The 15,892-nt window shown below is 34.1% G+C and carries 12 protein-coding genes and 1 pseudogene; 9 read left to right on the top strand and 4 right to left on the bottom strand.

Translation table 11 applies throughout. The annotated features are described in order from the left end of the window. Positions 1-30: 30 nt before the first annotated feature. From nrfD to queG, 8 genes are all read left to right on the top strand, one after another. The gene (nrfD, locus tag AC4PRO_RS01895) at positions 31-1,434 is read left to right on the top strand and encodes an NrfD/PsrC family molybdoenzyme membrane anchor subunit (protein WP_492116087.1); all 1,404 of its coding nucleotides are present in this window, start codon (positions 31-33) and stop codon (positions 1,432-1,434) included. Next, the gene (locus AC4PRO_RS01900) at positions 1,427-1,951 is read left to right on the top strand and encodes a DUF3341 domain-containing protein (protein ID WP_074721829.1); all 525 of its coding nucleotides are present in this window, start codon (positions 1,427-1,429) and stop codon (positions 1,949-1,951) included. Before nrfD ends, AC4PRO_RS01900 begins: the two co-directional genes overlap by 8 nt. 7 nt (positions 1,952-1,958) lie before the next feature. Then, positions 1,959-2,504, top strand: a complete 546-nt coding sequence (locus AC4PRO_RS01905) for a c-type cytochrome (RefSeq protein ID WP_492116088.1) — start codon at positions 1,959-1,961, stop codon at positions 2,502-2,504. Between the two features lie 27 nt (positions 2,505-2,531). Continuing rightward, positions 2,532-3,992 (top strand): quinol:cytochrome C oxidoreductase, encoded by a 1,461-nt coding sequence (locus tag AC4PRO_RS01910; RefSeq protein WP_492116089.1) that lies wholly within the window; start codon positions 2,532-2,534, stop codon positions 3,990-3,992. 19 nt (positions 3,993-4,011) lie between these two features. Next, positions 4,012-5,166 (top strand): cytochrome c oxidase subunit II, encoded by a 1,155-nt coding sequence (locus tag AC4PRO_RS01915; protein WP_492116090.1) that lies wholly within the window; start codon positions 4,012-4,014, stop codon positions 5,164-5,166. Between the two features lie 28 nt (positions 5,167-5,194). Further along, complete coding sequence (locus AC4PRO_RS01920) at positions 5,195-6,991, top strand: cytochrome c oxidase subunit I (protein WP_074721821.1); 1,797 nt, start codon at positions 5,195-5,197, stop codon at positions 6,989-6,991. Positions 6,992-7,147: 156 nt separating this feature from the next. Next, the gene (ruvB, locus tag AC4PRO_RS01925) at positions 7,148-8,170 is read left to right on the top strand and encodes a Holliday junction branch migration DNA helicase RuvB (protein WP_492116091.1); all 1,023 of its coding nucleotides are present in this window, start codon (positions 7,148-7,150) and stop codon (positions 8,168-8,170) included. A gap of 34 nt (positions 8,171-8,204) precedes the next feature. Beyond that, positions 8,205-9,125, top strand: a complete 921-nt coding sequence (gene queG, locus AC4PRO_RS01930; RefSeq protein ID WP_492116201.1) for a tRNA epoxyqueuosine(34) reductase QueG — start codon at positions 8,205-8,207, stop codon at positions 9,123-9,125. On the opposite strand, the gene AC4PRO_RS01935 is transcribed toward queG, so the two are convergent. The 4 genes and pseudogenes from AC4PRO_RS01935 to AC4PRO_RS01950 all read right to left on the bottom strand — a co-directional run. Beyond that, complete coding sequence (locus tag AC4PRO_RS01935) at positions 9,126-10,160, bottom strand: LacI family DNA-binding transcriptional regulator (RefSeq protein WP_492116092.1); 1,035 nt, start codon at positions 10,158-10,160, stop codon at positions 9,126-9,128. It abuts the gene before it with no gap. 245 nt (positions 10,161-10,405) lie between these two features. Continuing rightward, on the bottom strand, positions 10,406-11,425 hold the full coding sequence (locus AC4PRO_RS01940; protein WP_492116093.1) for a LacI family DNA-binding transcriptional regulator: 1,020 nt from the start codon (positions 11,423-11,425) through the stop codon (positions 10,406-10,408). Positions 11,426-11,716: 291 nt separating this feature from the next. Beyond that, positions 11,717-11,977: an alpha-glucosidase C-terminal domain-containing protein gene (locus AC4PRO_RS01945; protein WP_492116202.1), complete on the bottom strand. Its 261-nt coding sequence runs from the start codon at positions 11,975-11,977 to the stop codon at positions 11,717-11,719. Beyond that, a pseudogene (locus AC4PRO_RS01950) lies at positions 11,951-13,414 on the bottom strand (alpha-glucosidase); the annotation flags it as partial. The gene AC4PRO_RS01945 and the pseudogene AC4PRO_RS01950, both read right to left, overlap by 27 nt. Positions 13,415-13,708: 294 nt before the next feature. On the opposite strand from AC4PRO_RS01950, the gene AC4PRO_RS01955 reads away from it, so the two are divergent. Beyond that, complete coding sequence (locus tag AC4PRO_RS01955) at positions 13,709-15,718, top strand: kojibiose hydrolase (protein WP_492116094.1); 2,010 nt, start codon at positions 13,709-13,711, stop codon at positions 15,716-15,718. Positions 15,719-15,892: the final 174 nt, after the last annotated feature.

A 15,892-nucleotide genomic window follows, 5' to 3' on the forward strand; every position in this document is an offset into this window, starting at 1 on the left:
ATTATTAATTAAGAAACAAGATAAAGGATTATGTCGTCTCACTACGAAGCAACCATTAGAAAACCTTTAGTTATAGGTGATAAATCTTATCACGACGTAACTGTTGATGTAGCTGCGCCTGTTGAAGGTAAAGCAAACAAACAATGGTGGATTGTATTTTCAATCGCATTAACAGCTTTCCTTTGGGGAATAGGCTGTATAATTTACACCGTATCTACAGGAATTGGAACATGGGGATTAAATAAAACAGTTGGTTGGGCATGGGATATCACAAACTTTGTTTGGTGGGTTGGTATTGGTCATGCTGGAACATTAATTTCGGCGGTATTATTATTATTCCGTCAACGATGGAGAATGGCGATTAACCGTTCTGCAGAAGCAATGACAATTTTTTCCGTTATCCAAGCGGGTTTATTTCCAATTATACATATGGGTCGTCCATGGTTAGCGTATTGGGTATTGCCTATACCAAATCAATTTGGATCCTTGTGGGTGAATTTTAATTCACCATTACTTTGGGATGTATTTGCAATATCTACATATTTATCAGTTTCATTGGTGTTCTGGTGGACAGGGTTGTTGCCTGATTTTGCAATGTTAAGAGATAGAGCAGTAACTCCTTTTAATAAAAGAGTTTATTCTATTTTAAGTTTTGGATGGAGTGGGAGAGCGAAAGATTGGCAACGTTTTGAAGAAGTATCTTTAGTACTCGCCGGATTAGCAACACCTTTGGTACTTTCTGTGCATACTATTGTATCGATGGATTTCGCTACCTCTGTAATACCTGGATGGCATACTACTATTTTTCCTCCTTATTTTGTAGCAGGTGCGGTATTCTCTGGTTTTGCAATGGTGAATACTTTACTTATTATTATGAGGAAAGTATCTAATCTTGAGGCTTATATTACTATTCAGCATATTGAATTGATGAATATTGTAATAATGATAACTGGTTCTATTGTAGGGGTAGCCTACATAACAGAGCTTTTTATTGCATGGTATTCTGGAGTTGAATATGAGCAATATGCTTTCTTGAACAGAGCGACTGGGCCATATTGGTGGGCATATTTGATGATGATGTCTTGTAATGTATTATCTCCACAGTTTATGTGGTTTAAAAAATTAAGAACAAGTATTATGTTTTCTTTTTGTCTATCTATTGTAGTAAACATAGGGATGTGGTTTGAAAGGTTTGTAATTATTGTTACTTCTTTACATAGGGATTATTTGCCTTCATCATGGACAATGTTTTCACCAACGTTTGTTGACATAGGAATTTTTATAGGAACAATTGGTTTCTTCTTTGTATTATTTTTATTATACTCTAGAACTTTTCCTGTAATTGCACAAGCGGAGATTAAAACTATTTTGAAAGGAACAGGAGATAATTATATAAGAGAAAGAGCAGCTAATAAAGATGTACATCATGAGTAATAAAGTAATATACGCCATTTATAATGACGATGATATATTGATGGATGCGGTTAAACAAACCAGGGCAGCTCATCATCATATCGAAGAAGTTTTTACACCATTTCCAGTTCACGGTTTGGATAAAGCGATGGGGCTTGCGCCTACTAGACTAGCTATTTGTTCATTCATATACGGTTGTATTGGTATTTCATTTGCTACTTGGATGATGAATTTTATTATGATTCAAGATTGGCCGCAGGATATCGGTGGAAAGCCAAGTTTTAGTTACATTGAAAACATGCCGGCATTTGTGCCTATTATGTTTGAGATGACTGTGTTTTTTGCGGCGCATTTAATGGTAATTACTTTTTATATGAGAAGTAAGTTGTGGCCTTTTAAACAGGCTGAGAATCCTGATGTTAGAACAACAGATGATCACTTCTTGATGGAGGTAGCTGTTAATAATAATGAGGAAGAATTAGTTTCTTTTTTCACGAATACAGGAGCTATAGAAGTTAAAGTAATAGAAAAGCATTAATTTAGATATGAAAAGGGTATATAAAATAACACTATTATTAGGCATTACTATTTCAATAGCATCTTGCCATAATAATTCAGCGCCGAATTATCAGTACTTTCCTAATATGTATGAATCAATTGGCTACGAAACATATTCAGAGTCTAGTGCATTTAAGAATGGTAAAGAAGGACAGCTTCCTGCTACTGGTACGATCAATAGAGGTTTTGAACCGTATGAGTATGAGAACACACCTGAGGGTTACGATTTAGCGAAAGCTAATCTTAAATCTCCCCTAGATTCTTTGGGTAGAAATTCTGGAGAAGGGCAGGCACTTTTTGAAATTTATTGCATGAGTTGTCACGGAACTTCTGGTAATGGAAAAGGGAAATTAGTTGAAAGAGAGAAATTTCTTGGAGTTCCTAGCTACAAAGACAGAGTTATCACGGAAGGAAGTATTTTTCATGTTGTGACTTATGGTTTAAATGCTATGGGATCTCATGCTAATCAATTAAGTGTCCATGAACGTTGGTTAGTTGCTGACTATGTTCTAAAACTGAAAAGCCAATTATAATTGTTGAACAAACTGATCGTAATAGATATGTATACATTTTCAAGTAAATTAAAAACTTTTTCTTTCATCTTAATGGCATTAGGTCTTTTAGGAATTGGATATGGTTTTTTAACTGCACCAAAAGATATTCAAGAAGTTGAAAAAATTCTTGCTGCTGATAGCCATGGAGGACATGTTGAAGTTAAGCATGAAGTTACTAGTGAGTCGGTTGCGGCTCATGCAGTGGTAGCGGATCATAAAGAAGTTGACTTGGCTGTTGAGGGTACTAAAGATACAACAGCGTTAGAAGGTCATAATGAGGTTGCAGCGGCTGTTGAGTCTACTGAGACTCATGAAGCAGTAGTGGAAAATCATAATGAAGTTAATGAAGCTGCTAAGCATGAAGTGCATTTGACTCATGTCTTGCATCAATTGCAAAATAAACCATGGGCGGCTTTATATGTAGCTTGTATTTTCTTTTTGCTAATTTCTATGGGTGTTTTAGCGTTCTATGCTATCCAGCAAGTTGCATCTGCTGGTTGGTCTCCTGTATTGTTTAGAGTAATGCAAGGAATTACTGCTTATTTGCCATGGGGTTCTGTAATATTCTTCGTGTTTTTAATTTTGTGTGGTCTTCATTTTAATCATTTGTTTATCTGGTTAGATCCTGAAGTGGTTGCTCATGATAAGCTTATAGCTACAAAAACAGGTTACTTAAATTTTCCTTTTTGGATTGCTAGAGCTGCAATATTCTTAATCGGTTGGAATTTATATAGATATTATTCTGCTAAAAACTGTTTAGCGCAAGATGAATCTAATGATGATAGTTTCTATAAAAAGAATTTTAATATTTCAGCTGGATTTTTAGTATTCTTTATAGTTACTGAATCTATCATGTCATGGGATTGGATTATGTCTATAGATCCTCACTGGTTTAGTACTTTGTTTGGATGGTATGTCTTTGCAAGTTTCTTTGTAAGTGGAATTACTATGATTGCAATGGTTACTTTATATTTGAAATCAAATGGGTATTTAGAACATGTAAATACAAGTCATATTCATGATTTAGCTAAATTTATGTTTGGTTTTAGTGTTTTCTGGACCTATCTTTGGTTTTCACAATTCATGTTAATATGGTACGCAAATATACCTGAAGAGATTACATACTTCATAACGAGAATAGAATTGTATAACTTGCCATTTTTTGGTGCGGTTGTTATGAATTTTGTTTTTCCTATATTGATTTTAGTAAATACTGATTTTAAAAGAATCACTTGGATATTGGTTATGGCAGGTGTTGTAATATTAGCTGGACATTATATTGATTTCTTTAATATGATTATGCCAGGTACGGTTGGGGACAGCTGGTTTATTGGAATATCAGAAATAGCCTCTGTTCTTTTCTTTATGGGGTTATTTATCTATGTTGTTTTTACGGCATTGGCAAAATCTCCTTTGTTACCAAAAAGAAATCCGTACATCGAAGAGAGTAAACATTTTCATTATTAATATTTAAAGAAAGAAACAGATGACAAGTTTGTTGGTAATTATAGTTTTGGTTTTATTAGCTGTTGCTTTATGGCAATTGACTAAAATATTTGACCTTACGCAAGTAGGTTCGGAGTCAGACAGTTCTCAAGTAGCTTCTGATAATGATAATAATGTACAGGGTTATTTAATGTTTGGGTTCTTAGCGTTTATATATATATTTTCAATATATGGTTTGTTTACTTGGGGGCCTCTTGTTCTCCATACTCCAGCGTCAGCGCATGGAGATCAAGTAGATAACTTGATGAATATTACCTGGGTTCTTATTTTTATTGTTCAAGCGATAACGCAAGTTTTGTTACATTATTTTGCTTTTAAATATAGAGGTAAAAAAGATCAAAAGGCATTGTATTTTGCTGATAATAATAAATTAGAAGCAATATGGAGTGTAATTCCTGCGGTTGTATTGGCAGGTTTGATTCTTTATGGTCTTTATGCTTGGACAAATATTATGTTTATCGATGAGGATGAGGATACTATTGTAATTGAATTGTATGCGCAACAGTTTAATTGGACGGCGAGAGTATCAGGAGAAGATAATGTTTTGGGAAAAGCAAATGTAAGATACATCGAGGGCGTTAATATTTTAGGAGTTGATCTTGCTGATCCTTACGCGCAGGATGACATTGTAGTTAAGGAATTGCATATTCCGAAAGGAAAGAAAATACATTTTAAGATCAGATCTCAGGATGTGCTGCATTCGGCTTACATGCCGTATTTTAGAGCGCAAATGAACTGTGTTCCAGGAATGGTTACTGAATTTGCTTTTGAGCCAATTTATACAACTTCTGAATATAGAGAGTTACCTTATATGATTGAGAAAGTTGCTAATATTAATGCAATACGTTCTAAGAAGTCTGTTGAATTAGTTGCTAATGGTAAGGCTGCATTGGATCCTTATGCTTTCGATTTTTTACTTCTTTGTAATAAAATATGTGGGGCATCTCACTATAATATGCAAATGAAAATTATAGTAGATACACCAGAAGATTATAAAGCGTGGTTGAAACAACAAACTGTTTTGGCAGATCAAATGAAAGCTGCTGCCTCTCCGTCTAGTGAGGAGGGAGCATCTGCAGGTGATAGTTTAAAATCAAAAGATACAATGGCTGTTGTTAAAATAGCTATGAAATAATTATTAAGAATATTTAAAGTATACATATATGTCAGCAGAAGGTCACGATCACGGACACGATCACGAACACGAACACCATCATAAAGAAACTTTCATTACTAAATATATTTTTAGTATTGATCATAAAATGATTGCTAAGCAGTACCTTATTTCAGGTATTGTAATGGGTATTATTGGTGTTAGTATGTCTTTGCTTTTTAGAATGCAATTAGCATGGCCAGAGGAATCTTTTAAGATTTTCAACGTCCTATTAGGGGATAAATGGGCGCCAAATGGTGTTATGACAAATGATATTTATCTTTCGTTAGTCACGATACATGGTACCATAATGGTGTTCTTTGTTTTAACGGCAGCTTTGAGCGGTACATTTAGTAATTTACTGATTCCACTCCAAATTGGAGCTCGTGATATGGCTTCCGGTTTTATGAATATGGTCTCTTACTGGTTATTCTTTTTGTCAAGTATAATCATGGTTTCGTCTTTGTTTGTTGAATCAGGGCCTGCAAATTCCGGTTGGACCATTTATCCTCCATTAAGTGCGTTGCCACAAGCTATTGGTGGGTCAGGAATGGGTATGACACTTTGGTTGATATCAATGGCAATTTTTATTGCGTCTTCTTTAATGGGTTCTTTAAATTATATAGTTACTGTAATTAATTTAAGAACAAAAGGAATGTCGATGACTAGATTGCCACTTACAATTTGGGCTTTCTTTGTTACTGCAATTATAGGAGTTGTTTCATTTCCAGTTTTATTGTCTGCGGCATTGTTATTGATTTTTGACAGAAGTTTTGGTACTTCTTTCTTCCTTTCTGATATTTATATTGCGGGTGAGGTTTTGCATTATCAAGGTGGATCACCTGTTTTGTTTGAGCACTTGTTTTGGTTCTTAGGACATCCTGAAGTTTATATTGTTTTACTACCAGCATTGGGAATTACTTCTGAGGTTATAGCAACAAATTCACGTAAACCAATTTTTGGTTACAGGGCGATGATTATGTCAATTATAGCGATTGCGTTTTTATCAACTATTGTTTGGGGTCACCACATGTTTGTATCTGGAATGAATCCATTTTTGGGTTCCGTGTTTACCTTTACAACATTGTTGATTGCTATCCCATCAGCTGTTAAAGCTTTTAATTACATAACAACGCTTTGGAAAGGTAACTTACAGTTAAATCCAGCAATGTTGTTTTCTATTGGTCTTGTTTCTACTTTCATAACGGGAGGTTTAACAGGAATTATTCTTGGAGATAGTACGCTAGATATTAATGTACATGATACTTATTTTGTAGTTGCTCACTTTCACTTGGTGATGGGAATATCTGCACTTTACGGAATGTTTGCTGGTATTTATCATTGGTTTCCTAGAATGTTTGGAAGAATGCTTAATAAAAATTTAGGTTATGTTCACTTTTGGGTTACTGCAATATGTGCTTATGGTGTGTTTTTTCCAATGCACTTTATCGGATTAGCTGGTTTACCTAGACGTTATTACACAAACACAAACTTTCCTTTATTTGATGATTTGCAAAATGTAAACGTTCTTATAACGACTTTTGCTTTAATTGGTGGAGCATTTCAATTGGTGTTTTTATACAATTTCTTTAGTAGTATCTTTTACGGAAAGAAATCTGTTCAAAATCCATGGAAATCAAATACACTTGAATGGACAGCACCTATGGAACACATACATGGGAACTGGCCAGGAGAAATTCCAGAAGTTCATCGTTGGCCGTATGACTATAGTAACCCTAATCACGACGAAGATTTTGTTCCTCAAAATGTTCCAATGAAACCAGGAGAAGAAGTTTTACATCACTAAAATATTCAAGAAGCCTTTACGAAAGTAAGGGCTTTTTTTATGGATTGTTCATACGGGATTTTACTTAGATTTACTTGTATATTGAATTATAATGTATTTTTTTAAACTCTTTTATCAGTGCTGTATTTTACTGATACTTTATTTTATCTTTGTTACATGAATGAAAATTTAGATCCAACAACTAACGGGTATAATTCAGAACAATTTGATCTCGAAAAAAAACTGAGGCCATTATCTTTTGACGATTTTGCAGGTCAAGATCAAATATTGGAAAACCTTAAAGTTTTTGTTGAAGCAGCTAATCAGAGAAATGAAGCTTTAGACCATACGCTGTTTCATGGTCCTCCAGGATTAGGTAAAACTACTTTGGCAAATATTTTGGCAAATGAGCTGCAGGTAGGAATAAAAATTACTTCGGGTCCTGTTTTAGATAAACCGGGTGATTTGGCAGGTCTATTAACAAACTTAGAAGAAAGAGATGTTTTGTTTATAGATGAAATACATCGTTTAAGTCCTATTGTTGAAGAGTACTTGTATAGTGCAATGGAAGATTTCAAGATTGATATTATGATTGAATCAGGACCAAACGCTAGAACAGTGCAAATTAATCTTAATCCATTCACTTTAATTGGAGCTACAACACGTTCTGGACTTCTTACAGCGCCAATGCGTGCTCGTTTTGGGATTTCATCAAGATTACAGTATTACACAGCAGAATTATTGACTACAATTGTTGAACGAAGTGCGTCAATACTCAAAATGCCGATTTCAATAGAAGCCGCAATTGAAATTGCCGGCAGAAGTCGTGGTACTCCACGTATTGCAAACGCTTTATTGCGCCGTGTTCGTGATTTTGCCCAAATAAAGGGAAATGGTACAATAGATATTGAAATTGCCCGATATGCATTAAAGGCTTTAAATGTAGATGCTCATGGTCTTGATGAAATGGATAATAAAATATTGACTACCATTATTGATAAGTTCAAAGGTGGGCCTGTTGGGTTATCTACTTTGGCGACAGCCGTATCAGAGAGTAGTGAAACTATTGAAGAGGTATATGAGCCATTCCTGATTCAGGAAGGTTTTATTATGAGAACACCTCGAGGTAGGGAAGTAACTGATAAAGCGTACAAGCATTTAGGGAGACTCAATACTAATATTCAAGGAGGATTATTTTAGGATTAAATACATTCTCTTTTATTAATAAAGTACTATTAATTCGAAATCAAAATACACACAATTTATTAAATCCGAAGCCAAACGCCTCGGATTTTTGTCTTGTGGTATATCCCAAGCTGGGTTTCTTGAACAAGAGGCACCAAGGCTTGAAAACTGGTTGAATAATAATCGGAATGGACAAATGTCTTATATGGAAAATTATTTTGATAAGCGTTTAGATCCTACTTTATTGGTAGAAGATTCTAAAAGTGTCATTTCGTTGTTGTTGAATTATTATCCTGAAAACACACAATTAGAGGATTCGTATAAGATTTCTAAGTATGCGTACGGTACGGATTATCATTTGGTAATTAAAGATAAGCTTAAAGAGTTGTTGTTATCAATTCAAGAAACTATTGGAGAAGTTTCTGGTCGGGCTTTTGTAGATTCGGCCCCAGTTTTAGATAAAGCGTGGGCAGCCAAAAGTGGTTTGGGTTGGATAGGAAAAAATAGTAATCTATTAACTCAAAAAGTAGGCTCGTTCTATTTTATAGCCGAACTAATTATCGATTTAGATTTGGACTATGATAATGCAACAACAGATCATTGTGGTACTTGCACTGCTTGTATCGATTCCTGTCCTACAGAAGCTATAGTCGCTCCTTATATAGTTGATGGTAGTAAGTGCATATCTTATTTTACAATAGAACTTAAAGAGAATATCCCGCAGGAGATGAAGGGGAAGTTTGATGATTGGGCTTTTGGTTGTGATATCTGTCAGGATGTTTGCCCGTGGAATAAATTCTCTAAACCACACAATGAGCCTTTATTTAATGCGAATCCAGAGTTGTTATCTATGTCTAAGAAAGATTGGGAGGAAATCACGGAAGATACTTTTAAGGTGGTATTTAAGGATTCCCCGCTAAAGCGAACGAAATTTTCGGGATTGAAACGAAATATCGATTTTCTGAAGTAATTAGTTGTTGTTTTTTTTTAGAGATGATTCCCTAGCAATTATGGCAGTTTCTAGTAAAATTGTTCTCGGTACAAAGGGTAGATTCAGTTTATGATAATTCATTTCTTCTAATAACAGATTAAATGATTCTATGCCCATTTGGTGACTCGGTTGATCTACTGTGCTTAGTTTTGGCGTTAGTACTTGAGACATAAACCAATTGCTGAAACCAATCACGGCTACTTGTTCTGGGATTTTAGTTCCTATGTCGTTAAAATAGGAAAGCACTCCTACAGCAACAAGATCTGTAATTGCAAAGATTCCGTCTACATCAGGATGCTCATTAATAATTTGCTCCGCAAAATCAATTCCTTCTTGAAAAGTAACATTTTCACAAGTGTATATCAGTTTTGAGTCAAATGGGATATTATTTTTTTCTAATGCTTTTTTGTATCCAATGTAGCGATCAATCGCATTTTGTGGATTTAAAGGTCCTCTTATGTGTGCTATTTTTTTGCATCCATTATCTATAAGATGTTGTACTGCATTAAATGCTGCTTTTTGATCATCAATAATAACTTTTGAACAATTGCAGAGCTTGGAGATTTTGTCAAACATGACAAAGGGTATATTTCTTTCAACAATTTGTTTTATGTGATCATCATTATTGGACTCATTAGAAAGGGACATTAAAATACCATCGACTCTTTTATTGATAAGTAATTCAACTTGTTTTTTTTCTAAAGTCAGGGATTCATTTGACTGTAAGATAATGACTAGATAACCATTTTTCTCTGCTTCGTCAATGATGGCATTGATAATATTGGAGAAAAAATGATGCATCACTTCTGGAATAATTAAACCAATTGTTTTTGATTCTTTAGTTCTGAGATTAACTGCAAAACTATTAGGGGTATAACGTAATTCTTGTGCAAGTTCAATTACGGCATTTTTTGTTTTCTGGCTAACATCAGAATAGTTCTTTAAGGCTTTAGATACCGTAGTAATCGAAATGCCTAATTTGATCGCAATTTCTTTAAGAGTGATGTCTTTCATGAACTATTTTTCTTGAGTTTAAGGCTTAGAATTACGTTTTCTTGCAGTTTTTTAAGAGTGTTATTTAGTTCTTAATATGTTTAAATGAAATTTCAGTACACAAATAATAGCAACTAAGGTATTCATTTTTATTTTAAGAATTATGGTTTTATGATATTTATCAAATGGAGATAATTATTTGCTATCTTCGAAAAGTAACTGTAAACAATGTGTCTTTAAAATTAGAATTCTAATAAAGCGCAAATTTAAGCAGATCCGCGTTCTATAATACTAGTTTCTAATTCGACTGATTGAAATTCAAAAGCTTTGTTACTTTTGAATAATTCTATTTCATCAAATAATATGGAAGCCGCTTTTTTGCCTATTTCAAATCCTGGTTGATCGATCGTAGTTAATTTAGGAGTGATTATTTCAGACATGAAGGAGTTACAGAACCCAAAGACTGCTATTTGTTGTGGTACTTGAACACCAATATCATTTAAGTATTTAATGATTCCAACAGCGACTAAGTCGGTCACGGCAAAAATGGCACTAATATCGGGATGATCATTAACTATTTTTTTTGCATTATTGTACCCATCTTCAAAATCAGTATTGTTGTCACATACATATACCAAACTAGAATCATAGAAGATATTGTTGTCTTCTAGCGCTCTTTTATATCCTAAAAAACGATCAATGGAATTTTGGGGTATGTACGAACCTCTAAAATGTGCGATTTTTTTGTGCCCTTTGCTTATAAGATAGGTGACAGCATCATAAGCTGCCTTTCGATCATTGATCATTACTTTTGAACAGTTCACTAATTTAGCAATTTTATCAAAAAGGACTAGGGGAGTTTTATAGGCGATAATATTATTAATGTGATCAAAATCACCTGTTTCATTCGAAAGAGACATTAAAATACCATCTACTCTTTTTTTTAGCAAAAGATCAATTTGTTTTTTCTCTATTTCTAATTTTTCATTAGAGCGTAAAATAATCACCAAGTATTTTCTTTTCTCGGCTTCCTTGAGGACTCCTTCGAAAACCTTTGAAAAGAAATTGTAATCTACGGTAGGGACTATAAGTCCTATAGTTCTAGATTCTTTTGTTCTTAGGTTTACAGCAAAACTATTGGGGGTGTAATTTAATTTTTTTGCTAGGGCAATTACTGTATTCTTAGTTTTTTTACTAACATCAGGATAGTCTTTTAAGGCTTTAGAAACGGTAGTGATAGAAACTCCTAGCTGAGCGGCAATTTGTTTTAATGTTGCATCTTTCATAGTAGGATTACCCTGTTTTAAAAATAAAAAAAACTGTTTTTTGAAAACAAACTTACAATTTATTTATTGTAAATCAATTTTCAAAAAACAGTTTCGGTTAAAATGATAAATTTATAGAATTAAAGGCCAATTAGTTTATTTGATTGAAAGCGCTAATGATTCGTAAGGACGCAATGTGTTGTTTTTCAAATTATTTAGGTCAATTTAATTGGATTTGTTACTAAAATTAAGGGACGCTATTGTTAGGATGCTCTTTTTCATTTTATACATTTTAAAAAAGGAGTTGTGATTTTATTTTATTTCCAAAACAACAGCTTCATATGGCTGTAGCTCTAGAGCTTTCGAAGGTTTTACATAACTCCCTATCAGTAGCTTTGCTGTTTTAAAGTTTATTTTTGTGTTTAATATTGCCTTCTGACTTCTAAAGTTCAACATTACTAATGATTTCTTTCCTTCTAATTCTCTTGTGTAGGCATAAATACTAGGGTTGTAGGCATTAATTAAAGTGTATTTCCCATCAACTAAGACGTGATTTTCTTTTCGTAATTTCACCATTTTCCGGAAATAATTCAAAACAGAATTAGGATCTTTTTCCTGAGCTTCGGCATTTAAAGTGCTGTAATTGTCATTTACTTTTAGCCAAGGTTCGGCAGTCGTAAAGCCTCCGTTCTTAGAGTCATTCCATTGAAAAGGAGTACGGCTATTATCTCTTGCTCCGCCTGTTTTTTGACTCTCGATAAATTGTTCCAAATCACCTCGTGCATTTTTTACTTTTTCGTACTCTGCTAATGTTTTGATATCTCTATAGTCTTCAATTTTATCAAATTTAGCATTTATCATCCCTGTTTCATCTCCATTATAATAGTAGGGCGTGCCTTTCATTGAAAGTAAAAAGGTAGTCGACATTTTAGACGAGAGTTCTTTATATTGAGGAGAATCATTTCCCCAACGAGAGGTCATTCTGGGTTGATCGTGATTCCCTAAATAGATGGTTCCCCAACCTTTTTTGTTATATACTGCATCCCAATCTGAATAGATTTTTTTGAAGTCTACTAAACTCCAGTTTGGATTCATTTTTTTGAAATACCCAGGGATATATCCCAAATTTGTTCCATCAAAATGATAGCCAATATTTAATTCATTTCTCGTTGAATCAACAAAGTTTAGTGTAGTTGATTCCAACATACCTGCGCCTTCAGCGAGTGACATAATATCGTATTTGCTTAAGACTTCCTTATTCATTTCCTTCAAGTAGTCATGTAAATGTGGTCCGCTAGCAAGATATACGTCCCATCTGCCTTCGTCATTTTTATCTAATTCTTCGTGAGTAATTACTGGGAAAGAATTGTCTTTTGCGATGAAAGGGATTACATCCATTCTAAATCCATCAATCCCTTTTTTAAACCACTAATTCATCATGCTGTAAATTTCTTGACGCAATTTTGGATTCTCCCAATTCAAATCTGGTTGTTTATAATTGAAATAATAAGAATCCGTCGTTTTGTCTTATTTCCATCCGCTACCATCGGCTTTGAAAGCTCCGGGGCGAAAAGCTGGCTTGCCTTTTTTTTCAGCAGGCCACCAATGGTAATAATCTCTGTATGGATTGTCTCTGTATTTTTTACTTTCTTGAAACCGCTTGTGTTCGTCGCTGCTGTGATTGACTACTAAATCCATAACTAATTTTAAGCCTCTTTCATGCATTGCTTTTAGCAAAGTATCAAAATCTTCCATAGTGCCAAATTCCTTCATAATGGATTGATAATCTGAAATATCATATCCGTTATCAGCATTTGGGAAACCATAAATAGGATTCAGCCAAACGACATCTATTCCTAAACTTTTAATATAATCTAATTTAGAAATAATTCCTTTCAAATCACCTACGCCATCACCTTCCGTATCTTTAAAGCTGCGAGGGTAAATTTGATAAACGACGGCTTCTTTCCACCATTTTTTTTCAATAGTAGCTTCTTTTTTCTGCGCCATTGTTGATTCTTATAGTAAGCATGTAAAGAGTGCTAGTAGCGTAAGTAAGATTTTTTTTGGTTTCATATAGTAATGATTTAATTATACTTATAAAGAGTCTCTTAAGGTGGTTTTAGTTTTGATGGTTGTAATTGACTGCTATTGAGTAGAGTAATTTTTATATTTATTTCTGTGTTTTGGCTTTCTTATTAATCGAAAACGTTATCGATGCTAAAACCAAGCATCTTAAGTGAATATTTAAATTTGTAAAAAATAAATGATTTAAGTTTGAAATAATTAATAAAAATAAAAAATATGAAGTCAAATTTAGCTCGTCTTATAATGCTGATTTTGTTAAATACATCCGTATTTAGTCAAACGAAGTCAGATGAATGGAATCTGCAAGCCTCTTCAAGAGAAAATTATTTTGGTGTCGCTATGGCAAATGGTCAAATAGGTATTGTTACTGATGATATACCATTAAAAACAAAAGAAATTATTTTAAATGGAGTCTATGAAGCAAGTCCAGAAAATGGGATTAGTAGAATTGTTAGAGGAATAGAATTCCTTAACCTTCATTTGAGCATAAATAATCAAGAAATAAACTCGGACAATATCGATCATTGGAGTCAGGTGGTTTCAATGAAAGAAGGGACTAGTACAACTTCTTTTAGCTTCAAAGATCTCGCGGTTATTGATTATACTATTTTAGCCAATAGAGCCATACCTTATTCGGCTATGGCCATTATTGAAATCACCCCTAAAAAAGATATTGAAATCAATGCTAATAACTATATGACGGTTCCTGATGAATTAAAGGAAGCTAAAAGCCAGTTTAGAGTTTTAAAGGATAATCAATACTTAATGCCTGTTTTTAGAACTACTGCAAAAACATTAAATGGAAAACACACTGTTTCGGCAGCGACAACCTTTCTTTTTGATGCTGATAAAGAAGTTTTGAATCAAACAGGAAATGAAGTGGGATTTTCTAAACGACTGCTCAAGGGTAAGAAATACCGATTTGCCATTGCTGGTGGAATCTGTACTTCCAAAGATTTTACAGATCCTTTAAATGAATCTGAAAGGCAGCCCATTTTTGCTTTGCAAGAAGGGATTGATAACTTATTGAACCGACATAAAAAAGCTTGGGCTGAGTTGTGGAGAACCGGGGATATTGAAATTGAAGGAGATTTAGATTCGCAACAGCGAGTTCGATTTGCCTTGTATAATCTGTATTCTTATATACGACCAGAAACAAGACAAAGTATTGCCCCAATGGGATTATCGTCTCAAGGGTATAATGGGCATATTTTTTGGGATTCTGAACTATGGATGTATCCAACGCTGTTGGCTTTACAGCCAGATATGGCTAAATCTTGCTTGGATTATAGATCCGATCGACTTGGAAAAGCTAAGCAAAAAGCTACTGTTTACGGCTATAAAGGAGCCATGTTTCCATGGGAATCTGATGATACTGGAGAAGAAGCAACCCCAACTTGGGCTTTAACAGGAATTTTTGAACAGCACATAACCGCTGATGTTTCTATAGCATTTTGGAATTACTATGCTTATACGCAAGATAAGTCATGGCTTAAAAAAGAATGGAGTGTGTTAAAAGAAACAGCTGATTTCTGGGTAAGTAGGGTGGTTGAAAATCAAGATGGCAGTTATTCTATGCTGAATGTTGTGGGAGCAGATGAGTACGCACAGCATGTAGATGATAATGCTTTTACAAATGCATCAGCAATTGAATCTTTGAAAAATACAATTAAAGCAGCTACGATATTAAATGAACCGATAAATCCAAAATGGGTCGCATTATCTGAAAAGTTAACGATACATTCTAAAAATGGAATCACCCAAAATTACAAAGGGTATAACGGAGAAATGATAAAACAAGCGGATGTTAATTTACTGGCCTACCCATTGCACGTGATTACTGATAAAAAGCAAATTGAAATGGATCTAGAGTATTATGCAGCAAAGATTGATCCCAAAGATGGGCCTGCAATGGCGTCGGGAGTTTTGTCTGTATTGTATGCGCGTCTGGGTGATAGAGACAAAGCCTATAATTATTTTGTCAAATCGTATTTACCAAACAGTAGACCACCTTTTGGTGTTTTTTCGGAGTCGGCAAATAGTAGTAATCCTTATTTCGCAACAGGAGCAGGTGCAATGCTTCAAGCAGTTATTTATGGATTTGGAGGGGTAGAGCAAACTGATGCAGGTTTGAAATACAATAAAGGACTTTTACCAAAGCAATGGAAATCACTAAAAATTATAGGGTTAGGTCCAGACGATAAGACAATTACGATCGAGAAATAGTTTTTACCTTTTTGTATTGGTTGCCTCAATTATATTCTTTCGAGTAAAATTGAGGCAATTTTATTTTTAGTAGTATTTAAAAAATTAGATTTGATTTTGAGTGTTTGGCTCATATTGTGAAATGTTCGGGAAAACCGCATTTGTATTGCGTATTTAGCAATAGTTTCTCATACA

The organism is Flavobacterium sp. DW-iso2 (genome assembly GCF_058725285.1).

Bases quoted from the DNA above. Each gene is read 5' to 3' on its own strand.
- AC4PRO_RS01910 (WP_492116089.1), top strand. From the start codon at position 2,532: ATGTATACATTTTCAAGTAAATTAAAAACTTTTTCTTTCATCTTAATG.
- AC4PRO_RS01900 (WP_074721829.1), top strand. From the start codon at position 1,427: ATGAGTAATAAAGTAATATACGCCATTTATAATGACGATGATATATTG.
- ruvB (WP_492116091.1), top strand. From the start codon at position 7,148: ATGAATGAAAATTTAGATCCAACAACTAACGGGTATAATTCAGAACAA.
- nrfD (WP_492116087.1), top strand. From the start codon at position 31: ATGTCGTCTCACTACGAAGCAACCATTAGAAAACCTTTAGTTATAGGT.
- AC4PRO_RS01920 (WP_074721821.1), top strand. From the start codon at position 5,195: ATGTCAGCAGAAGGTCACGATCACGGACACGATCACGAACACGAACAC.
- AC4PRO_RS01955 (WP_492116094.1), top strand. From the start codon at position 13,709: ATGAAGTCAAATTTAGCTCGTCTTATAATGCTGATTTTGTTAAATACA.
- AC4PRO_RS01935 (WP_492116092.1), bottom strand. From the start codon at position 10,160: ATGAAAGACATCACTCTTAAAGAAATTGCGATCAAATTAGGCATTTCG.
- AC4PRO_RS01915 (WP_492116090.1), top strand. From the start codon at position 4,012: ATGACAAGTTTGTTGGTAATTATAGTTTTGGTTTTATTAGCTGTTGCT.
- AC4PRO_RS01940 (WP_492116093.1), bottom strand. From the start codon at position 11,425: ATGAAAGATGCAACATTAAAACAAATTGCCGCTCAGCTAGGAGTTTCT.
- AC4PRO_RS01905 (WP_492116088.1), top strand. From the start codon at position 1,959: ATGAAAAGGGTATATAAAATAACACTATTATTAGGCATTACTATTTCA.